The organism is Nonomuraea sp. AD125B (genome assembly GCF_041402765.1).
Taxonomy (GTDB): domain Bacteria; phylum Actinomycetota; class Actinomycetes; order Streptosporangiales; family Streptosporangiaceae; genus Nonomuraea; species Nonomuraea bangladeshensis.
Map to the genome: position 1 here is coordinate 135,432 of NZ_JBGLOU010000008.1, position 20,574 is coordinate 156,005.

Genomic DNA, 20,574 nt, shown 5'->3' on the forward strand with positions numbered 1-20,574 from the left:
GGGGGCGCCGCGCGTTGTTGGTGCGGCCGGCCCCCCCACTCCCGCTTCCCCCGAATCCGTACGAAGGCTCAGCGGCCGGGTGACCGGTCCCCCGGCGAACCGGTGGGGAGGGCCGGATGCCGCGGGGACGGATCATCGGTGTGCGCGCAGCGCGGCCAGCACCCACCGGAAGGCCGGGACCGCCGGTGGGGATGGTTCCTGACCTCTGAGGATGCTCAAAAGCTGCCAATACCGCTCAACCCGGGGCTCGGCGACCATCTCCAGCCAGTCGATCAGGGCGGCGACCTCCTGCGCGGGCAGGTCGTCGGGGATGATCCGCGTCAGGACCGGCTTCGCCTCGTCCGCCTCCGGCGCGAGTCCGCGCGACAGAGCGGCGCCCGCGTGCTCCAGCACCAGGGGCCGGAGGTCGAGACCGTACTCCAGGCGGTTGTCCCCCTCGCCGCTGAGGACCATCCGCCGGACCGTCTGCCGGAAGCTCTCATCGCCCGCCAGCTCGGCCAGCTCCACCCACGCGCCGACCTGTTCGGAGGTCGGGTCCTCAGGGAGCTCGGCGGGAAGGTCCCGCATCCATCCTCCGACCAGCGCCGCGTCCTCATCGACGACGTCGGCGAACACGTGGTCGACGAAGTCGTCGATGATCTGGCGTCGTTCCCGCGCCGAGAGCCGGGCCAGTGCGTTGATCAAGGCGATCTCCTTCGTAGAGCTGTCTCGCTCGGTGAGAACACGCAGGACGGACCGGCGGATCTTCAGGGTGCGGATCTCGGCGTCGAGCGCTTTGACGTGCAGGTCCGCCACTTCCCTCAGCGTGACGCGCCTCTCCAGCACCTGCTGGACGGCGTCGAGGCCGAGCCCGAGATCGCGAAGCGTCCGGACCAGGTCCAGCCGCGCGACCGCCTCCGCGTCATACAGCCGGTATCCGCCCTCCGACCTCTGGACCGGCGGTACGACGCCGCTGTCGGACCAGAAACGGATCGTGCGCGCCCGCAGCCCCGTACGCCGGGCCAACTCCCCGATCGTGTAGAAATCCGTCACGTCGTCCATGACGCGAATCTGCACCTTCCACCCGGTGGAACCTCAAGCGATTTATCGGAAGTCGTAACCGGAGGCCGCATTAATCGCGTGGATTGTCCTGCGGCGCTTTGAGGAAAATGGCCGATGCGATTGTGGACGGTGGAGCACCTGGATGCCGTCCACGGATCTCGTCCCTCGCGGTGCCGGCACCCTCATGCGCTGAACAGGTGCGTCGGCTTCCCGTCGGCGGGCCGTTGCGCTCCCTTCTTGCGCCGGTGGCGGTGGCTATGCGGGGTCGGCGGCCAGGACCTCCAGGACCTGGTCGCCGTATTTCGCCAGTTTGTTCTCGCCGACGCCGTTGACCGTGCTCAGCTCGGCCGACGTGGTGGGGCGGAGGGTGGCGATCTCGCGGAGCGTGGCGTCGTGGAAGATGACGTACGCCGGGACGCCCTGCTCCTTGGCCACCGTGGCGCGCCAGGCGCGCAGGCGTTCGAAGAGCGGGGCCGCTTCGGCGGGAAGCTCGACCGCAGGCCGCGACTTCCCTGACCCGGAGCCCGAGCCGGAGCCGGAGCCGCCGCGCGTGCGGGCCGGGCGGAGGGTGTCGCGGCGCAGCAGGACCTCGTGGTTGCCGCGCAGCACCTCGGCGCTGGCGTCGGTGAGCACCAGCGCCCCGTAGTCGGACTCGACCGCGAGCAGCCCCTGCGCCAGCAACTGCCGCACCACGCTGTGCCACTCCTGGTTGCCCAGCTCGGTGCCGACCCCGAAGACGGTGAGCGAGTCGTGGCCGTGCTGCAGCACCTTGGCGGTGGTCTTGCCGAGCAGGATGTCGACGATCTGGCCCACGCCGAACTTCTGCCGCCGCTCCTTGGCCAGCCGGAACACGGCGGACAGCACCTTCTGGGCGGCGACCGTGCCGTCCCAGGTCTCGGGCGGCGACTGGCAGGTGTCGCAGTTGCCGCACGGCTCGGCCCCCTGCTGGCCGAAGTAGTCGAGCAGCATCACGCGGCGGCAGCCGGCGGTCTCGCACAGCGCCAGCATGGCGTCGAGGTGCATCACCTGGCGGCGGCGGTGGGCGTCGTCGCCCTCCATGGCGAGGCGGCGGTGCTGGATGACGTCCTGCAGGCCGTAGGCCATCCAGGCGGTCGCCGGCAGCCCGTCGCGGCCCGCCCGCCCGGTCTCCTGGTAGTAGCCCTCCACCGACTTGGGCAGGTCGAGATGGGCCACGAAGCGCACGTCGGGCTTGTCGATGCCCATGCCGAAGGCGATGGTGGCGACCACGATGAGCCCGTCCTCGCGCAGGAAGCGGGCCTGGTGGGCGGCGCGGGTGCGGGCGTCGAGCCCCGCGTGGTAGGGCACCGCCGCGATGCCGTGCTCGACCAGGAACTCGGCGATCTTCTCCACGGAGGAGCGCGACAGGCAGTAGACGATGCCGGAGTCGCCGGGATGCTCGGTGCGCAGGAACTCCAGCAGCTGCTTCTTCGGCTCGGCCTTCGGGGTGATCCGGTAGTGGATGTTGGGCCGGTCGAAGCCGGCCACGAAGTGGCGGGCCTGGTCGAGGCCGAGCCGCGAGGAGATCTCGGCGTGCGTGGCGGGGGTCGCGGTGGCCGTGAGCGCGATGCGCGGCACGTCCGGCCAGCGCTCGCGCAGCTCCGACAGCGCGAGGTAGTCGGGGCGGAAGTCGTGGCCCCACTGCGCCACGCAGTGGGCCTCGTCGATCGCGAACACCGAGATGTCGCCCTTGGCCAGCAGCCGCATCGTGGCCTCCACCCGCAGCCGCTCGGGGGCGAGGTAGAGCAGGTCGAGCTCGCCGGCCAGGAACTCGGCCTCGACGAGCTGGCGCTCGCCGAAGTCCTGCGTGGAGTTGAGGAAACCGGCCCGCACGCCGAGCGCCCGCAGCGCGTCGACCTGGTCCTGCATCAGCGCGATGAGCGGGGAGATGACCACCCCGACGCCGGGACGCACCAGGGCCGGGATCTGGTAGCAGAGCGACTTGCCGCCCCCGGTCGGCATGAGGACGAGCGCGTCGCCGCCGCCCACGACCTGGTCGATGATCTCCTGCTGCCCCGGCCGGAACGAGTCGTAGCCGAACACGCGGTGCAGAACCTCGGAGGGGGTATCCATGCGGCTACCTTACGTGTTCGCGGGCGGACGATGAGTGAAGTTCGCCGAGGGCGAGCGGGAGCCCCCGGTGCGGCACCACCGGCGCGCCGCCGCCGACGAAGGGCCACGCGCACGTGCGGTCGTCAGGGGGCCGGGGCGCCGCCGACGGTCCCTTGCCGATCGTAGGCCACGAGTGCCAGCGCTCCGGTCGCGCAGGCCGCCGCCACCGCCCCCATGACCGCCGGGAACCCGGCGACCTCCGCGATCCCGGCCGCCGCCAGCGGCGCGAGCGCCTTGGCCACCGTGATGGGCAGCGCCAGCGCGCCGCTCAGCGACGCGAACGCGGCCGTGCCGTACCGGTCGGCGATGAGCGCGGGCCGCGCGATCGTGGCCACCCCGAACCCCAGCCCGAACAGCACCACCGCCGCCACGGCCCCGCCGGTGCTGCGCCCGGCCAGCGGCAGCAGCACCGCCGCGAGCCCCTGCAGCCCGAACATCGCCGCCGTGATCAGCGCCACCCGCCAGCGGGCCTGCAGCCCCGTGGTGACCAGCCGGCCGGTGACCGACAGCACCCCGAGCAGCCCCGCCACGCTCGCCGCGAACACCGGCGGGTGCCCGAGCGCGATCAGGTACGTCACCAGCAGCACCCCCATGACCGACACCGCCCCGGTCTGGGCGAGGAACCCGGCCGCGAGCAGCCAGAACGGCCGCTCCCGCAGCGCGTCGCCGACGATCGCGCCCCGGTCGACGCGGGACGGCCCCGGCCGGTCGCGCACCGTGAGGGCGTGCAGCGGCACGGCGGTCAGCGCGTAACCGGCGGCGAGCACCATCAGGGCCTGCCGCCAGCCGTACCGGTCCACCAGGAACCCGGTCAGCGGCAGGAAGACGCTGGAGGCGAACCCGGCGACCACGGTGACCGTGAGCAGCGCCCGTGCCCGCCGCGCCGGGTCGAACCAGGCGACGATCACCGCGAACGCGGCCTCGTACAGCACCGCGGCCGACGCGAGGCCCAGCACGGCGCACACCGCGTACAGCTCGGCCACGGAGCGCACCTGCGACCAGGCCAGCACGGCCGCCGCGCCGAGCAGCGACCCGGCCGTCATCAGGCCGCGCCCGCCGCGCCGGTCCAGCAGGCGTCCGACGGCGGGCGCCGCCACCCCGGAGACGAGGACGGACAGGGTGATGGCCCCGGTCAGCACGGTGACCCCGGCGTCCAGGTCGCGCGCCATCGGCGGGATGAACACCGAGAAAGCGTAATAAAGCACGCCGTAACCGGCGGTCTGGGTGATCGCGAGCGCGGCCACCATGCGGGCCCGCGCACCCGGAGGAAGATCCTCGATCACCCCATAGAGCCTAACCCCGTGGGTAGCGTCGGATCATGACTCCCTCTCATGTGGTGACCGGCGGCGGGCGCGGCATCGGACGGGCGGTGACCGAGCGGCTGCTGGCCGGCGGCGGCGCGGTCGTCGTCATCGAGCACGACGCCGCCGCCCTGGACGCCCTCGACGGCCTCGACGGCGTCGTGCCGGTGGTGGGCGACGCGGCGGACGAGCAGGTGGCCGCGCGGGCCGCCGCCCTCGCCCAGGAGCGCGGCACGCTGCGCGGCTGGGTCAACAACGCGGCCGTCTTCCGTGACGCCTCCGTGCACGCCTCGCCGATCTCCGAGGTCAGGGCGTTGATCGCGGCGAACCTGGACCTGGCCGTGGTCGGCTGCGCCACCGCCGTCCGCGCCTTTCTCGCCGCCGGCGGTCCGGGGGCGATCGTCAACGTCACCTCGCACCAGGCGACCCGGGCGGTGCCGGGCGGGCTGCCGTACGCGACGGCCAAGGCCGCCGTCGAGGGGCTGACCAGGTCGCTGGCCGTCGAGTACGGCAGGCGTGGCATCCGGGTCAACGCCGTCGCGCCCGGCACGGTGGCGACCGAGCGTTACCTGGCGTTCCTGGCCGGGCTGGGCGAGGAGGCGGCGGCGGCCGTGGAGGAGCAGATCGCGGTGCTGCATCCCATCGGGCGGGCGGCGGAGCCGGCCGAGGTGGCGGCCGTCGTGGCGTACCTGCTGTCGGACGACGCGGCGTTCGTCAACGGCGCGACCGTGCCCGTGGACGGCGGGCGTACGGTGCTCGGGCTCGACCCCGAAGCCAGGGAATGAAAACCGTTGCCATCTGGTTGAGCGGGACATGCGAAAGAACCTGCACCCCGCGTACCGTCCCGTCGTCTTCCGCGACCCCAGCGTGGGCTTCGCCTTCCTCACCCGCTCGACCCGTACGAGCACGGCGACCATCGAGTGGGAGGACGGCCGGACCTACCCGGTCGTCGACGTGGACGTCTCGTCCGCCAGCCACCCCTTCTACACCGGTCGCGGCCGGGTCATCGACTCCGCCGGCCGCGTCGAGCGGTTCAACCAGCGTTACGGCAAGAAGTGATCAAGGCCCGCCCAAGAGGCGGGCATGCCGGAACTACCGGCGGGTAAAAGTTCTCCACCGGCGTGAGAGCAGCAGTGGTGGAGCGAATGGGTCTCTCTGGAAGGGAACGCCGCATACTCGCCCAGATTGAGCAGGCCCTGGAGCGAGAGGATCCCGAGTTGGCCCGGCGCGTAGCGGCCATCAACAGGATCGAGGCGGTCGGCGGCCTGCCGGAGCGGCCCTACGGGGACCGGGCGCGCCTGTGGGCGCTGACCCACTGGTGGGTGATCGTCGTGGCGGCCGCGCTGGTGATCGTGTCACTGCTGGTAGCGGTCCTGGCCACCTGAGCCGGGCCGGCCACCTGAGCCGGGCCGGCCGCCGCCGGAGCGGCGGTGCCGGATCACCAGCAGGTCGACGGCGGCGACGACCGCCACGACCGCCGCGATGGCCGCCTCCCACCGCCACACCTCCTCGCCCGTGCTCATGGCGCGGATCGCGAAGAACACCGCCGCGGCGACGGCGAGCACCAGCGCCACCATCGACAGGATCCGGCGCGCCCGCAGCGGGCTGCGCGCGGTCGTGGGCTCCGTGCCCGTACGGTCACGTAGCCACATGATCGTCCCCTTTCCGGCCCGAGTCGGTCAGGCCAGGCATCTCAGGGCGCTGGCCAGGCGCGGGTCGAGCCCGTGGGAGGCGGGCAGCCGGCCCACCGTCGCCGCCACGAACTCCGGGTAGGACAGCGTCGCCGTCACCCCGTCCAGCGCCACCCAGATCTCATCGGCCGTCTGCTCGACCTGCACCTTCGAGTCGCTCTCCGCCAGCGCGAAGCGGCCGACCGCGATCCGCCACAACGTCCGGTCGTCGGCCTCGTCCGCCGCGACCGGCGCCTCGACGTCGTCGGCGTGGGTGGCGTACTCGGAGTCGTAGTGGAAGGCCTGGCGCCCGTTGAGGTAGGGCCCGGCCATCGTCTCCAGCACGGCGTCCTGACCCAGCTCGCGCATGCGCCGCCGGGTCTCGCCGTTCTTCTCGCGCCACTCCCGCAGCACGTCCTCGACCGGCAGGTCGCGGCGCTGCCGTACGCACCACTCGTTGAAGTCCTCGTAGCCGCCGATGCCCTCGGCGGACATCCGGCTCATCAGCTCGGAAACGGTCCCGTCGAGGACCGCGTGGTTGTACATCTCCTCGCCCGCCAGGTGCGCCAGCACGTCGCGGACCGTCCAGCCCGCGCAGTGGGACGGCCGCAGCCAGCCCCTCTCGTCCAGCCCGGCGAAGAACCGGTCCAGCCTGGCCGCCTCGGCGTCGAAGATGTCGAACGGGTCGAAGTCACGCAGCGGGTCGTCCTCAGCCATACTCCGGACGCTACCCGTGATGTCCCGCCTTTCACGGACCCTTGACGATCAGTGGCCCGGCGGCCGACTTGGCCTGCTGGTATTCGGCGGCGCACGAGGGCGCGCGCTCGGCGGGCACCCAGCCGCCCTTGGCGATGGCGGCGTTCCGCGCCGGGTCGGCGCCGTAGAGCAGGCAGGCGAACGTGGCCGACTCCTCCTCCCCGGCCAGGCGGCCGAGGCCGGCGTGCCCGGCGGCGAGCAGATGGCGGGCCTCGGCGGCGGCGACCGCCTGCTCCGGCCGGTCGGCGGACAGCGTGAGCGCGGCGAGCCGGTCGGCCTGGTCCTCGGCGTCCGGCAGGCCCTCCAGCGTGCCCAGGGCGTGACCGAGCTCGTGGTGGAAGAACGCGGTCAGCGCGGCCTCGACGCGGCGGCCGATGGCGCGGGCGTCGGCCTCCTCGGTCTCGGAGATGCCGGTCAGCGTGCTCTCCAGCCGGTCGACCAGGGAGTAGCAGACCGTGATGCGGCTCTCGCGGGCGTCCCAGGGGGCGGAGCGCCCGTCGCAGTCGCGGGCGACGACCTCGACCGCCCGCGGCGGCCTGATCTTCGTACGCAGCGCGCCGCTCTCCTTGAGCAGCCGGCGGGCCTGCTCCGCGCGCTCGGACCCGGCGGGCTCGTACCGTACGGCGGGAGGCGAGGCGGCCGGAGGGGACGGCGTGGGGGCCGCTCCCAGCGCGCTCACCATGCTCAGGGCCAGAGCGGCGAGGGAGTGCGGCATGCGGGGGGCTCCTTCCCTGGGGGCGCGGCGGTGCGACCTACCATGCGGCGATCAGCTGATCGCTAAACCCCTGCCCAGGTAAAACATGCTGAAAAGCCGGAGGCCCGGCCCCCGTAAGGGGACCGGGCCTCAGGAGTGGTGCTTGCTCAGCGACGCCACCAGGAACCGTAGACGCGCACGTAGTCGGCGCGGCTCGTCGAGCTGTTGAGCTCGTCGTTCCCGGCGAACGAAGCGCGGAACCAGCCGCTCTTGTACGCCTTGGTCTTGGCGAAGAACTTGCCGTCCCACTTCGTCGTGGTGGAAGTGACCCACTTCCAGGCGCTGTGGCCGTTGGCGCGGTAGAAGATGTTCACCTTCTCGCCGCGGACGCCCTTCCACCGGTGGTCATCGGCCTGGAGCCGACCGGAGAAGTAGATCGACTTGCCCTTGCGGACCTTGTACGGCTCGGCCTCGAAGCGCGAGACGCGCGTGTCGGCCTTGGTCTTGGCGAGCTCGACCGCGAAGTACGCGTCGTCCTTCGCCACTTCCTTGCCGGCGTCGTCGAACGCCACGGCCGTGGCCTTCCACTTGCCGGGCTGGTCGCCGTCGGAGAAGCCGACCGAGAAGCGCCAGCTCTCCAGCGGCTTGACGTCCTTGGCGCGCAGCGTCCGGACGCCGTCGACCGGAGCGACGCTCACTTCGACCTTCTTGACGTCCGAGCCGGCCCGGACGTGGATGAACGCGGTGCTCTCCTCACCCTTCTTCACCACGACCGGGTTCGGCGTGATGCTGCGGATGAACAGGCGGGTGTCCGCCTTGGTGGCGGTGCTGGCGGAGGCGGCCCCCGCCCCCGTGACGAGCATGGCCCCGCCCACGAGGGCGGAGACGAAACCCAGTGCGATCTTTCTCATGAGGGTGCTGATTCCTCTCCCCGTATCGCTTCAGAGCCGGCCCGGGGTGGCCGGACTCCCTCTACTACTGTGAGGCACGAAAAGGGGCAAAGGTTCGCTAAAGTTACGAGAAATTTTTGATCACGGCTTTAACCAGCACTTATGCGACCCAAATTCTTTTTCGGGCTGGATGACCCACTACAGTCTGTGCCATGACGGACGTCTACACGCTCGGCGAGCCCCTCGGCGTGGTCACGAGCGGCCGGGTCCGCCACGACGGGGAGGCCAGGCTCGACGTCTGCGGGCCGGAGTTCACGCTGGCCGTGGCGCTGGCCAGGCTCGGCCACGAGTGCGCCTACCTGGGCAAAGTGGGCGGCGACGAGCTCGGCGCGCGGGTCCTGACCGTGCTGCGCGGCGAGGGCGTGGACGTGACGGACATGAGGGTGTCGGAGGGGCTGCCGACGGGCCTGCTGCTCAGGGAGAGCCGTGTGGGCCGCGAGCCGCGCACGGCGCACTACCGCACCGGGTCGGCCGGCTCGCGCCTGTCGCCGGGCAACGTCCCCATCGACCGGGTGGGCGCGGCCAAGATGCTGCACGTCACCGGTCTGACGGCCGCGCTCGGCATCGACGCCCAGGACGCCGTGCGCGCCGCCGTCAGCGCCGCGCGCAACGCCGACGTGGTGATCTCCTTCGCCGTCGAGTACGTCCCGGAGCTGTGGCCGTCGGTCCGCGAGGCCGAGGAGGTGCTGAGCGAGCTGGCCTGCGCCTCCCACCTGCTCTTCCTCCGCCAGGACGAGCTCGACCTGGTCAAGCCCGCCCTCACCCCGGAGCGCGAGGTCGTCGTGAACCGCGGCGCGAAGGGCGCCACCGTGCGCGCCGACCGGATGCGCTACGACGTCCAGGGCTGGCAGGTGCCGGTGGTGGACCCGTCGGGCGCGGGGGAGGCGTTCGCGGCCGGCTACATCAGCGCCGCGCTCGACGGCCTCACCCCGCAGGAACGCCTGTACCGCGGGGCGCTGTTGAGCGCCGCCGCGGTGACGGGCGTCAGCGACTGGCAGGGGTTGCCCACCAGGGCCGAGCTGTGACGGTCAGTTGATCGTGAGGGTGAACGTCGAGGTCGTGTTCCTGATGTTCTGCGCGTTGCCGCTGAAGCGCAGGCCGGTGAACGTGGCCGACCCGACCGCCGGGCCCTGACCGGGCTCGGGCAGCTCATTCACCCAGATCCCGAAGCCGGACTTGGCGTCGAAGGCGTCGCCGCTCTTCTGGGCGCCGCTGATCGAGACGTTGGTGAAGGTCGTGTCCTTCACCGGGTTGAGCGGCGTCGTCGGGCTGGAGTAGCCGGTCTGGAACATGATCCCGCTGTAGGTCGGGTCCACGATGTCCAGGTTGCTGACCCTGATGCCCTGGAACACCTTGGAGGAGGAGAACACCCACAGCGCCGGGAACGTCTGCTGCCCCCAGAAGTGGCCGCCCGCCCTGACCAGCGAGATGTTGTCGAACACGGTGGGCGGGCTCGCGCCGAAGCCGTGCATCGGGTAGCCGAAGTCGAGCGAGCTGATCGTCACGCCCGAGTAGACGAGCGTGTCGGCCACGTAGATGTTCCTGAAGGTGTTGTCGTAGCCGCCGTAGACGGCCACGCCCGCGGCCCGCCAGGTGAGCAGCGAGCTGAGGTTCTCGAAGACGTTGCCGTGCTGCTCGCCGGGGTTGTTGTCGGTGGCCGAGAACAGCGCGAAGCTGTCGTCGCCCGTGGCGCGGGTCTCGATGTTGGTGACGTGGTTGCCGGTGCTGCCGTTGGTGAAGTTGAGCCCGTCGGCGAAGGTGTTCCTGATCCGGGAGTTCTTCAGCGTCATGTCGTCGGTGTTGGTGCCCCAGTACATGCAGACCTGGTGCTCGACCCAGATGTTGTCGATCGTGATGTTGGCCACGTTCGAGAAGTCGAAGACCTTGCCGGGGCCGTCGATGCGGGCCGTGTAGTTGCCGAAGTAGGCGAAGCCCTGGAACGTCGTGCCGTTGGCGGTGGCGTCGGCGCGGAAGCCGATGTCGGTGTTCTCCTGGCCGGAGGGCGGGCGGAAGCGGGTGAACCACGGGCCCGCGCCGACGATCTTGATGGCCTTGCCGTAGACCTGGAACTTCGAGCCGGTCTGGTAGTCGCCGGCGGGCAGGTAGACGCCGGTCAGGCTGCTGTCCATGCGGGCCTTGTCCAGGGCGTTCTGGACGTCCTGATGGGTGAATCCGGCGGGGACGGCGTACTTGGCCGGGTCGGGGTTGGCGACCGCGGTGGCCTGTTCCAGGTCGATGAAGTCGATGGCGTACGTGCTGGTGTTGGCGGCGTCCTTCTGCAGGCGGATCTTGCTGCCCTTCGGGACGGTGGTGCCGAGCATCAGGTTCGCCTCGTCGTAGATGTGCCGGGGCGGGCCGGAGCCGGGGTTGTTGGTGGGCTGGTGCTCCGCGCCGTACAGCCAGGCGTGGCGGGAGGTCAGCGGGATCGCCTTGAGCAGCGTGCCGTTGACGTAGACGTTGAGCGTCGAGTCGATGCCGCCGCCGCCCGGGGCGTCGGGGATCGAGAAGCGGGTGACGAGGGTGTTGGTGTCGGCGCGGGTGGTGAACTCGACGTAGGCGCCGGTCTGGTTGAGCGTGACCGCGCGGCGGCCGGACGCCTCGCCGGCGAGCGTGCCGACGTCCCTGCTCGGACCGACCCGGGCCGCGCCGCCGCCGAGCACGGCGTCCTCGGCCTCGTAGGTGTCGTAGGGCATGTTCGCGCCGCGGCCCACGAACAGCGGCAGCTCGCTGGTGTTGTTGGCGCGCTTGACCGGCAGCTCGCCCGCGTCGTCGGCGAGCACGGTCCTGACGGTGTACCTGCCGTTGGCAGCCGTCCAGGTGCCGAGGGTGATCGGCGCGGTGGTCGCGCCGGCCGCGATGGCGCCGCTCACCGAGCCGGTCAGGGTGCGCACGACCGTGCCGCCGGCGTCGACGACGGTGAGCGTGACGCCGTGCGCGGCCGAGCTGGAGGCGACCGTGCCCTGGTTCCTGATCGCCACGCTGAACGTCACCGTGCCGCCCGCGGCCGGGTTGCCCGGCGTCCAGGCGACGGGCGCGGCGACCAGGTCGGCGGTGTCGACCGGCCGCACGGTGAGCGTGCCCGTGGTGGTGTTGTTGGCCTCGTTGAGCTCGGTGACCTTGTTGTCCTCGTCCACCTTGGCGGACAGCTGGTACGTCCCCGCGTCCCGCGCCCCGATGTTCGCCGACACGGTCGCCGACGCCCCCGCGGCCAGCGCGCCCACGGCGGCGGTGCCGACCTTGGCGGTGCCCGCGTAGAAGGTGACGGAGGTGGCGGCCGAGCCGGCGGTGCCCGCGTTCCTGACCGTGGCCGACAGCGTGACCGCGTCGGTCTCGACCGGCGACGCCGGGCTGGAGGTCAGGTTCGCCACGGTGAGGTCGGGGTTGGCCGACGGCGTGCCGAACACCTGGAACTCGGCGACCTGCCCGCCGGGCGCGCCCGAGTTGGCGGTGAACTGCAGCCGGACGTCGGCCGCCTTGCCGGTCACCGGGATGGTCACCGAGTTGCCCGTCGCCGGGTCGAAGGTGTAGGTCGCCGAGGCCACCAGGCCGGTGAAGGAGCCGGCGCTCTGCTCGCGGCCGAGGACCTGGAACGTCTGCGTGCGCCGGCCCCACGCCTGGCCCGGGTCGAGCTTCACGGTGATCGAGGTGAGGTCGGCGTTGGCGCCGAGCTGGACGGTGAGCTGCCCCGGGTAGGCGGCGCTCTCCCAGTACGTCCCCAGGTTCCCGTCGTTGGCGTTGGCGGCGACGTACGTGTGCGTGTGCGAGGACTCGGTGATCGGCTTGCCGAGCGCCAGGTTCGTCCCGGGCGGCGGCGGGCCGTCGTCGGCGGTGCCCCAGACCTCGAACTCCGAGAGCTGGCCGGCGGGCCAGCCGGTGTTGCCGGTGATCTGGACGCGCACGTACCGGGTGGTGGTCGCGGGGAAGGTGATGGTGGCCGTCGGGTTGAAGGTGTAGGTGGCCGAGGCGGCGATCGTGGTGAACGGGGAGGAGCCGGTCGCGCTGCCCTGGACGGTCAGCGTTTGCGTCCGGCTCGGCCAGCCGGACGGCAGTTTGAGCACCAGCCGGTTGACGCTCGCACTGGTGCCGAGGTCCACCTGGATCCACTGCGGGAAGGCGTTGTTGGCCGACTCCCAGTAGGTGGCCTGGTTCCCGTCGGTGACGTTGGCGGCCGGGTAGACGTCGGTGAAGCTGCTCGCGGTGGCGGCCTTGCCGGCGGCGAGGTTGGTGTCGGCCGCGACCTGTGCGGCGGTGGCCGGGGCGGCGAGGAGTCCGATGGCTAACGAAAGGGCGGCTAGGACAGCTCTCATGGGGGTGGCCCTTCGGCGGAGGCTAGTTGGCCGAACCATAGGATGTCGAGCAGATGGCCGCAATATTTCGACTGTATTTCGCAAACGGATGACTGACTGAAGTCGGCGCGGAACGGCCGTCGGAGCTGGTCAACACCAGGTGGTGGGCCGGAAATCCATACGGGCACGCTGCAAGCGGCGTCGTCCGATCCACGTAAGTCCTTGCAAGCGCTTGCGCTGCAGGCCGTATAGTTTGCGCATGACACGACGACTCGCAGAGGTGGCCAAGAAGGTCGGGGTGAGCGAGGCGACCGTCAGCCGCGTGCTCAACGGCAAGCCGGGGGTCTCCGACGCGACCCGCGAGGCCGTGCTGACCGCTCTCGACGTGCTCGGCTACGAACGCCCCACCCAGCTCCGCGGCGACCGGGCCAGGCTGGTCGGCCTGGTGCTGCCCGAGCTGCAGAACCCGATCTTCCCCGCCTTCGCGGAGGTGGTCGGCGGGGCGCTCGCCCAGCAGGGGTTCACCTCGGTGCTGTGCACCCGCACGGTCGGCGGCGTCTCGGAGGCCGACTACGTCGACCTCCTGCTCCAGCAGCAGGTCAGCGGCGTGGTCTTCGCCGGCGGCCTGTACGCCCAGGCCGACGCCGCGCACGGCCACTACGAGCTGCTGCACGAGCGCAAGCTCCCGACCGTCCTCGTCAACGCGGCCGTCCGGCACCTCGACTTCCCCCAGGTCTCCTGCGACGACGCCGTGGCGGCCGAGATGGCGGTGGCCCACCTGCGCGCGCTCGGCCACGAGCGCGTCGGCATGGTGCTCGGGCCGAAGGACCACATGCCCTCGCGGCGCAAGCTGGAGACGTTCCTCGCGGGGGGCGGCGACGCCGAGCTGGTCGAGCACACGATGTTCTCGCTGGAGGGCGGGCACGCGGCCGCCGCCCGGCTGGTCAGGCGCGGGGTGACCGGCGTGGTGTGCGCGAGCGACCTGCTGGCACTCGGCACCGTGCGGGCCGCGCGCCGCGCCGGGCTCTCGGTGCCGGGCGACATCTCGGTGATCGGTTTCGACGACTCCGCGCTCATGAACTGCACCGAGCCGCCGCTCACCACGGTCCGTCAGCCGATCGACGCGATGGGCCGGGCCGCCGTGGACCTGCTGGTCGCGCAGATCGACAAGGCGGTGGTCCCGGCCGACGAGCTGCTGTTCGAGCCCGAGCTGGTGGTACGGGCCTCCACGGCGCGCTGCCCTGCGTAACACAGTCGTTATCTTGCAATAGAGCGTCGAAATATTGCGTCCATGTGTCGCTGATCCTATGGTGTGGGCACCTCGCATCAGAAGGGTCAGACCATGCGGAGATCCACCGGACTCTTGCTCGTAACCGCGCTCGGCCTCTCGGCGACCGCCTGTGGCTCCGGCGAGTCGCCGCAGCCCGCGGCCTCCGGCGGGGCGGCGAACGTGTCGATCACGGTCGCCTGCCAGCCCGCCAAGACCGCCCCCCAGGACCGCAAGGCATGGGACGAGGACGTCGCCGCGTTCATGAAGGCGCACCCCGGCGTGACGGTGAAGAGCACGGACCAGCAGCCGTGCTTCGACCCCAAGACCTTCGGGCCCAAGCTGGCGGGCGGCCAGATGGAGACCGTCTTCGTGGTGCCCATGACGAACTACGACGACGTCATCGCGCAGGGCCAGGCCCTCGACATCACGCAGTACACCGGCTCGGTCAAGAACTGGAACGACCTGCGCCCCGACCACCGCGAGCTGCTCACCAAGGACGGCAAGGTCTACGGCGTCCCCAACGTGCACTACAGCGTCGGCCTGGTCTACAACCGCGCCCTGTTCACCAAGGCCGGCCTCGACCCCAACACCCCGCCGAAGACCTGGGCCGAGGTGCGCGAGGCCGCCAAGAAGATCGCCGGCCTCGGCGCCGGCTACGTCGGCTACGGCGAGTACTCCGGCGGCAACACCGGCGGCTGGCACTTCACCCAGGCCATCTACGGCCGGGGCGGCAGCATCCTGACCGATGACGGCAAGAAGGCCGCGTTCAACTCGCCCGAGGGCAAGGCCGTGCTGCAGAACCTGCACGACATGCGCTGGGTCGACAACAGCATGGGCAGCAAGCTCCTGGTCGGCTGGGAGTCGCTCATGATGGCCATGGGCAGCGGCAAGGTCGGCATGATGCTCGGCGCGCCTGACGTGGTCACCGACGTGGTCACCAAGTTCAAGGGCAACGTCGACGACTACGGCATCACCGGCTTCCCCGAGGCCAAGGCGTCGCTGAGCGGCGGCGAGGCGTACATGATCAACCCGAAGGCCACGCCCGAGCAGGCCAAGGCCGGCATGGAGTGGATCGACTTCCGCTTCAACACCGTCGGCAAGGGCCGCTTCGACTTCGCCCGCGGCAAGGCCATCGGCAACCCGGTCGGCGTCCCCGACAACGCCGTCTACGGCGACTCGCCCACCGGCAAGGCCCTCCAGGAGGAGCGGGTGAAGAACGCCTCGCTGCCCGTGGAGAACTACCAGACGTACGTGGACGCCGCCGCGACCGTCCCGCCGAAGGCCGAGCCCCCGCACGCGCAGGAGCTGTACGCCATCCTCGACGTGGCGATGTCCGGCGTGCTGAGCCGCAAGGACGCGAGCGTGGACGAGCTCCTGGCGGACGCCGAGACCAAGGCCAACGCGATGCTGGCGGCCAAGGGCTGACCCTGATGCGGATCTTGAGGCGCAATCTGACGGCCTACGGGTTCCTCTGCGCGGCGTTGTTCTGCTTCACGGTGTTCGCCTGGTATCCGATGGTCAGGGAGTTCATCCTGAGCTTCCAGCGGACCGACCTGATCAACCCGCCCGAGTGGGTGGGGCTGGACAACTTCAAGGCGGCCGTCGCCGACCCGGCCTTCGGCGAGGCCTGGCTGAACACCGTGGAGTTCACCGCCCTGGCGCTGCTGTGCGGCTACGCCGTCCCGTTCGCCGTCGCGCTCGTGCTGAACGAGCTGCGCCACGCCCGGGCCTACCTCAGGTTCGTGGTCTACCTGCCGGTCATGCTGCCGCCGATCGTCGCGGTGCTGCTGTTCCGGTGGTTCTACGATCCCGGGCCCGGGCTGTTCAACCAGATACTCGACTTCTTCCACCTGCCGACGCTCGCCTGGCTGGACAGCTCCTCCACGGCGCTGATCTCGCTGGTCATCGTCTCGACCTGGATGAACATGGGCAGCGCGACCCTGATCTACCTGGCCGCGCTGCAGAACATCCCGCCCGAGCTGTACGAGGCCGCCGAGCTCGACGGCGCCGGGATCGTCAAGCGCATCCGGCACGTCACGATCCCGCAGACGCGGCTGATCCTGCTGCTCATGCTCATGCTGCAGATCGTGGCGACCATGCAGGTGTTCATCGAGCCGTACATGCTGACCGGCGGCGGCCCGGAGAACGCCACCGTCAGCGTGGCCTACCTGATGTACCAGTTCGCCTTCTCGCAGATGAACTACGGCCAGGCCGGGGCGCTCGGCATGATGCTCATGCTCGCGCTGCTCGTCTTCGCCGCCTTCCAGCTGCGCACCACCCGGGAGGACCAGGCATGATCGCCGTCGGCGCGGGCACGGCCGGCCGGAAGGGCAGGCGTGGCGCCGGAAGGCGTCCGAAGCCGATGCAGGTGCAGTTCAGGACGATCGTCTCGCCCCACCAGCTCAACAGCCGGTGGGGGCGGCGGATCTACTGGCTGGTGCTGGTCTCCGTCGTCCTGCTGTTCACCCTGGCCTTCGTCTTCCCGCTCTACTGGATGGTCACCGGCGCCATGAAGACGCCGGACGAGATCGCCGAGATGCCGCCCACACCGGTGCCCCGGGACCCGACGCTGGACAACTTCGTCGAGGCGTGGGACCTGTTCGACATCGGCACGCTGCTGGCGAACACCGCGTACTACGCCTTCGGGGCCTGGCTGTTCTCCATGGTGGTGGACGTGTCGGCGGCGTACGCGCTGTCGAAGCTGCGCCCGGTGTTCGGCAACGTGATCCTCGGCGCGATGCTGGCCACGCTGATGATCCCGCCGATGGTGATCCTCATCCCGCTGTACGTGACGATCGTGGACCTCGGGCTGCTGAACAACCCGTGGGGACTGTGGTTCCCGGCGGCGGCCAACGGGTTCAACATCTTCCTGCTCAAACGGTTCTTCGACTCGATCCCGCGCGAGCTCATCGAGGCGGCGCAGATCGACGGCGCCGGGCCGGTGCGCACGCTCTGGTCCGTGGTGCTGCCGGTCTCCCGGCCCATCCTCGGCGTGGTGTCCATCTTCACGATCGTCACCGCCTTCAAGGACTTCGTCCTGCCGCTGCTGGTGATGACCGACAGCGAGAAGATGCCGATCAGCGTGGGGCTGTCGCAGACCGCAGGGGCGGTCACCCAGAACCAGGTCATGGCCGGCCTGGTGATCGCCGGCATTCCCATGATCATCGTCTTCTTCGTCTTCCAACGACACATCATGGCGGGCCTCACCGCCGGAAGCATCAAGGGATAATCGCATGTCGAAAACGTGGTGGCGGGGGGCCGCGATCTACCAGGTCTACCTGCGTAGTTTCGCCGACGGGAACGGCGACGGCGTGGGTGACCTCGCCGGCCTGCGATCCCGCCTGCCGTACCTGAAGGACCTGGGGATCGACGCCATCTGGCTCAACCCGTGGTATCCCTCGCCGATGGCCGACGGCGGCTACGACGTCGCCGACTACCGGGACATCGAGCCGGTCTTCGGCACGCTCGCCGAGGCCGAGGCGTTCATCGAGGAGGCGCACGAGCTCGACATCAAGGTCATCATCGACGTCGTCCCCAACCACAGCTCCACCGAGAGCGACTGGTTCAAGGAGGCGCTGGCGGACCCGGCGGCCCGCGACCGGTTCTGGTTCGCCGACCGGCCGCTCAACGACTGGCAGTCCATCTTCGGCGGCTCCGCCTGGACGCAGGTGCCGGACGGGCAGTGGTACCTGCACCTGTTCGACCCGGGGCAGCCGGACTTCAACTGGGCGAACCCCGAGGTCCACCAGGAGTTCGAGGACGTGCTGCGCTTCTGGTTCGAGCGCGGCGTGGACGGCTTCCGCATCGACTCGGCGGCGCTGCTGTTCAAGTCGGACACCGCGTACGAGGACCTCGACGGCGTCCACGACGTCTACCGGCGCTGGCGCGAGATCGCCGACGAGTACGGCGAGCGCGTCCTCATCGGCGAGGTCTGGCTGCCCGACCAGGAGCGCTTCGCCCGCTACCTGCGCCCCGACGAGCTGCACACGGCGTTCAACTTCGACTTCCTGTCCTGCCCGTGGGAGGCCGCCGAGCTGCGCCGGGTCATCGACCTGACGCTCGCCACGCACACCCCGATCGGCGCGCCCCCGACCTGGGTGCTGTCCAACCACGACGTCACCCGCCCGGTCACCCGCTACGGCCGCGCCGACACCACCTTCGAGCACGGCGGGCGGCTCCACGGCACGCCGTCCGACCTGGAGCTCGGCCACCGGCGGGCGCGGGCGGCGGCGCTGCTGGCGATGGCGCTGCCCGGCTCGGTCTACGTCTACCAGGGCGAGGAGCTGGGCCTGCCCGAGGTCGAGGACCTGCCGGACGAGCGGCGGCAGGACCCGATGTACGCCAGGTCGGGCGGCACGAACCCCGGCCGCGACGGCTGCCGCGTCCCGCTGCCGTGGTCGGGGGAGGAGCCGCCGTTCGGCTTCGGCACGGGCACGCCGTGGCTGCCCCAGCCGGACAACTGGCGCAAGCTGACCGCCGAGGCCCAGCTCACGGACCTCGGCTCGATGCTCAACCTGTACCGCGAGGGGCTGCGCATCCGGGCCGAGTCGCTCGGCGACGGCACCCTGACCTGGCTGCCGCTCGACGGCGACGTGCTCGCCTTCCGCCGCGACTCGGGCCTGACCTGCGTCACCAACCTCGGGCCCGGCCCGGTGCCGCTGCCCGAGGGCCGGCTCCTGCTGGCCAGCGGCCCGCTGGAGGACGGCGCGCTCCCCGCCGACACCACGGCCTGGCTCGCCTGAAGCCGGACGACGCGGCCTCGTCTCACCGCCTGGCTCCGCTGGGGTCGCGGAGCCAGGCGGTCAGCGCCCGCCCCAGCACGGCGAGGTCCCACGCGACCGGGGCGGTCATGCACTCCTCGAAGTCGTTCCAGAGCAGCCCGCGCGGCGTGGCCAGCAGGTTGCCGGGATGCGCGTCGCCGTGCACGGCCTGCCCGCCGTCCCGGGGCAGCCGCCCGGCCAGCTCCTCGTGACCGGCGCGCAGCCGGGCGTGGGCGCCGGGATCGATCCGGCCGTCCAGGACGTCGAGCAGCCGAGCGGGCTCGTCCAGCGCCGGCCACAGGACCGGCAGCTCGCCAGGGAAGCCGCGCAGGGCCTCGTGCAGCCCGGCCAGCCCCTGCCCGGCCTCCTCGGGCGAGATCACCCGCTCCGGATCGTGCTCGGCGTACGTCCAGAACGTCACCACGAAGCCGTCCCGCAGGTGCGGCCCCGGCGGCAGCAGGTCGCTCGGCGGCACCACCGGGGCGCCCGCGCGGTGCAGGTGGGTCACCACCTCCAGCTCCCGCCGCAGCACCTCGTCCGGCCGCGCGCGTCCCATCGCCGTGACGGTCGGCACGCGCGCCACGACCGGCGCGGGCCGCAGGTGGACGCGCAGGTTGAAGGAGTCGTGGAGCAGCACCGGCTCCTCCACTCGCACCCCGTGCGCACGGGCCACGGCGACCGCGGCCGCCACGGCGGAGGCCGTCGTCACGCCGACTCGCGGATCACCAGCTCGGTGGGCAGGATGACCGGGTCGCCCGGCCCGCCCTCGAACAGGCCGAGCAGCAGGTGGACCATCGCCGTCGCCTGGTCCGTCACCGGGTGGCGCAGCGTGGTCAGCGGCGGCTCGGTGTACTTGGCCGCCTCGATGTCGTCGAAGCCGACCACGGCCACGTCGTCGGGCACCCGGCGACCGGCCTGGCGCAGCGACTGGAGCGCTCCCACGGCCATCAGGTCGTTGGCCACGAAGACGGCGTCGAGGCCGGGGTCGTCGCCGAGGAGCTGACGCATCGCGATCGCCCCCGACTCGCGGGTGAAGTCGCCGACCGCGACGATCGAGCGGCGGTCGGAGTCGCGCAGGACGTTGCGGTAGCCGGCCAGGCGGTCCTGCCCGGCGATCATGTCCTGCGGCCCCGCGATGGTCGCGATGCGCCGCCGGCCGATCTCCACCAGATGGCGCACGCCCGCCTCCGCGCCGCCCACGTTGTCGTTGTCCACGAACGGGATGTCCACCGGCACGGCGGGCCGCCCGTACGACACCACCGGCACGCGCAGCCGCGACAGCGCGGACGGCAGCGGGTCGGCGCCGTGCATGGAGATGAGCATGACGCCGTCCACGTGCCCGCCCGAGATGTAGCGCTCGACCCGGGCGTGACTCTTGGCGTTGGACGCCAGCATGAGCACGACCTGTTTGTTGGCCGACTCGAGCTCCATCGACGCCGACCTGATCACCGTGGAGAACAGCGGGTCCTCGGAGAAGACCCGGGTGCCGGGCTCGCTGATGACCAGCGCGATCGAGTCGGTGCGCTGGGTGACCAGGCTGCGCGCGGCCGAGTTGGGGACGTAGCCCAGCTCGTCGATGGCCTGCAGCACGGCGTCGCGGATGTGGGGCGCCACCGTCGTCTGCCCGTTGACGACGCGGGAGGCGGTGGCCCGCGAGACACCCGCCCGGGCGGCGACCGCCTCCAGGGTCGGGCGTCTCATGACTGCACCAGAAGG

19 protein-coding genes are annotated in these 20,574 nt (G+C 71.2%); 9 read left to right on the forward strand and 10 right to left on the reverse strand.

Translation table 11 applies throughout. The features are described from left to right. Positions 1-132: 132 nt before the first annotated feature. The 3 genes from ACBR40_RS22235 to ACBR40_RS22245 all read right to left on the reverse strand — a co-directional run bounded on the left by ACBR40_RS22235 (position 133) and on the right by ACBR40_RS22245 (position 4,454). Positions 133-1,041, reverse strand: coding sequence for a MerR family transcriptional regulator (locus tag ACBR40_RS22235; RefSeq protein ID WP_371249981.1), 909 nt, complete (start codon positions 1,039-1,041; stop codon positions 133-135). Between the two features lie 255 nt (positions 1,042-1,296). After that, the gene (recQ, locus tag ACBR40_RS22240) at positions 1,297-3,132 is read right to left on the reverse strand and encodes a DNA helicase RecQ (protein ID WP_371249982.1); all 1,836 of its coding nucleotides are present in this window, start codon (positions 3,130-3,132) and stop codon (positions 1,297-1,299) included. Between the two features lie 122 nt (positions 3,133-3,254). Continuing rightward, complete coding sequence (locus ACBR40_RS22245) at positions 3,255-4,454, reverse strand: MFS transporter (protein ID WP_371249983.1); 1,200 nt, start codon at positions 4,452-4,454, stop codon at positions 3,255-3,257. 35 nt (positions 4,455-4,489) lie between these two features. Between ACBR40_RS22245 and ACBR40_RS22250 the strand changes: the two genes are divergently transcribed. The 3 genes from ACBR40_RS22250 (at position 4,490) to ACBR40_RS22260 (ending at position 5,857) form a co-directional block, all read left to right on the forward strand. Continuing rightward, entirely contained in the window at positions 4,490-5,257 is a 768-nt protein-coding gene (locus ACBR40_RS22250) for an SDR family NAD(P)-dependent oxidoreductase (RefSeq protein ID WP_371249985.1), read from the forward strand. 28 nt (positions 5,258-5,285) lie between these two features. After that, on the forward strand, positions 5,286-5,531 hold the full coding sequence (locus tag ACBR40_RS22255) for a type B 50S ribosomal protein L31 (protein WP_344209648.1): 246 nt from the start codon (positions 5,286-5,288) through the stop codon (positions 5,529-5,531). An 86-nt stretch (positions 5,532-5,617) separates the two neighbouring features. Next, on the forward strand, positions 5,618-5,857 hold the full coding sequence (locus ACBR40_RS22260; RefSeq protein ID WP_371249986.1) for a DUF3040 domain-containing protein: 240 nt from the start codon (positions 5,618-5,620) through the stop codon (positions 5,855-5,857). Here ACBR40_RS22260 and ACBR40_RS22265 read toward each other — a convergent pair. From ACBR40_RS22265 to ACBR40_RS22280, 4 genes are all read right to left on the reverse strand, one after another. After that, on the reverse strand, positions 5,828-6,124 hold the full coding sequence (locus ACBR40_RS22265) for a DUF6343 family protein (protein WP_371249987.1): 297 nt from the start codon (positions 6,122-6,124) through the stop codon (positions 5,828-5,830). The two genes, ACBR40_RS22260 and ACBR40_RS22265, sit on opposite strands and share 30 nt — an antisense overlap. A gap of 27 nt (positions 6,125-6,151) precedes the next feature. After that, positions 6,152-6,859, reverse strand: a complete 708-nt coding sequence (locus ACBR40_RS22270; RefSeq protein ID WP_344209641.1) for a maleylpyruvate isomerase family mycothiol-dependent enzyme — start codon at positions 6,857-6,859, stop codon at positions 6,152-6,154. A 31-nt stretch (positions 6,860-6,890) separates the two neighbouring features. Further along, positions 6,891-7,613: a DUF4344 domain-containing metallopeptidase gene (locus ACBR40_RS22275; RefSeq protein ID WP_371249988.1), complete on the reverse strand. Its 723-nt coding sequence runs from the start codon at positions 7,611-7,613 to the stop codon at positions 6,891-6,893. A 146-nt stretch (positions 7,614-7,759) separates the two neighbouring features. Further along, on the reverse strand, positions 7,760-8,503 hold the full coding sequence (locus ACBR40_RS22280; RefSeq protein WP_344209637.1) for a hypothetical protein: 744 nt from the start codon (positions 8,501-8,503) through the stop codon (positions 7,760-7,762). Positions 8,504-8,694: 191 nt separating this feature from the next. Here ACBR40_RS22280 and ACBR40_RS22285 point away from each other — a divergent pair, with 191 nt between their 5' ends. Beyond that, on the forward strand, positions 8,695-9,567 hold the full coding sequence (locus ACBR40_RS22285; protein ID WP_344209635.1) for a sugar kinase: 873 nt from the start codon (positions 8,695-8,697) through the stop codon (positions 9,565-9,567). Positions 9,568-9,570: 3 nt separating this feature from the next. On the opposite strand, the gene ACBR40_RS22290 is transcribed toward ACBR40_RS22285, so the two are convergent. Further along, the gene (locus tag ACBR40_RS22290; RefSeq protein ID WP_371249989.1) at positions 9,571-12,849 is read right to left on the reverse strand and encodes a discoidin domain-containing protein; all 3,279 of its coding nucleotides are present in this window, start codon (positions 12,847-12,849) and stop codon (positions 9,571-9,573) included. 238 nt (positions 12,850-13,087) lie between these two features. On the opposite strand from ACBR40_RS22290, the gene ACBR40_RS22295 reads away from it, so the two are divergent. From ACBR40_RS22295 to ACBR40_RS22315, 5 genes are all read left to right on the forward strand, one after another. Further along, the gene (locus ACBR40_RS22295; RefSeq protein ID WP_344209631.1) at positions 13,088-14,077 is read left to right on the forward strand and encodes a LacI family DNA-binding transcriptional regulator; all 990 of its coding nucleotides are present in this window, start codon (positions 13,088-13,090) and stop codon (positions 14,075-14,077) included. Positions 14,078-14,191: 114 nt separating this feature from the next. Then, the gene (locus tag ACBR40_RS22300; protein ID WP_371249990.1) at positions 14,192-15,523 is read left to right on the forward strand and encodes an ABC transporter substrate-binding protein; all 1,332 of its coding nucleotides are present in this window, start codon (positions 14,192-14,194) and stop codon (positions 15,521-15,523) included. A gap of 5 nt (positions 15,524-15,528) precedes the next feature. Beyond that, positions 15,529-16,395 (forward strand): sugar ABC transporter permease, encoded by an 867-nt coding sequence (locus ACBR40_RS22305; protein WP_344209627.1) that lies wholly within the window; start codon positions 15,529-15,531, stop codon positions 16,393-16,395. Then, positions 16,392-17,327 carry a carbohydrate ABC transporter permease gene (locus ACBR40_RS22310; protein WP_344209625.1) on the forward strand — a complete coding sequence of 312 codons (936 nt, stop codon included), beginning with the start codon at positions 16,392-16,394 and terminating at the stop codon, positions 17,325-17,327. Before ACBR40_RS22305 ends, ACBR40_RS22310 begins: the two co-directional genes overlap by 4 nt. A 4-nt stretch (positions 17,328-17,331) precedes the next feature. Continuing rightward, positions 17,332-18,840: a glycoside hydrolase family 13 protein gene (locus tag ACBR40_RS22315; RefSeq protein ID WP_371249991.1), complete on the forward strand. Its 1,509-nt coding sequence runs from the start codon at positions 17,332-17,334 to the stop codon at positions 18,838-18,840. A 22-nt stretch (positions 18,841-18,862) separates the two neighbouring features. Here the strand turns inward: ACBR40_RS22315 and ACBR40_RS22320 are convergent, their stop codons facing one another. After that, positions 18,863-19,567, reverse strand: a complete 705-nt coding sequence (locus tag ACBR40_RS22320) for a phosphotransferase (RefSeq protein ID WP_371249992.1) — start codon at positions 19,565-19,567, stop codon at positions 18,863-18,865. Then, on the reverse strand, positions 19,564-20,559 hold the full coding sequence (locus ACBR40_RS22325) for a LacI family DNA-binding transcriptional regulator (protein ID WP_344209619.1): 996 nt from the start codon (positions 20,557-20,559) through the stop codon (positions 19,564-19,566). Before ACBR40_RS22325 ends, ACBR40_RS22320 begins: the two co-directional genes overlap by 4 nt. Positions 20,560-20,574: the final 15 nt, after the last annotated feature.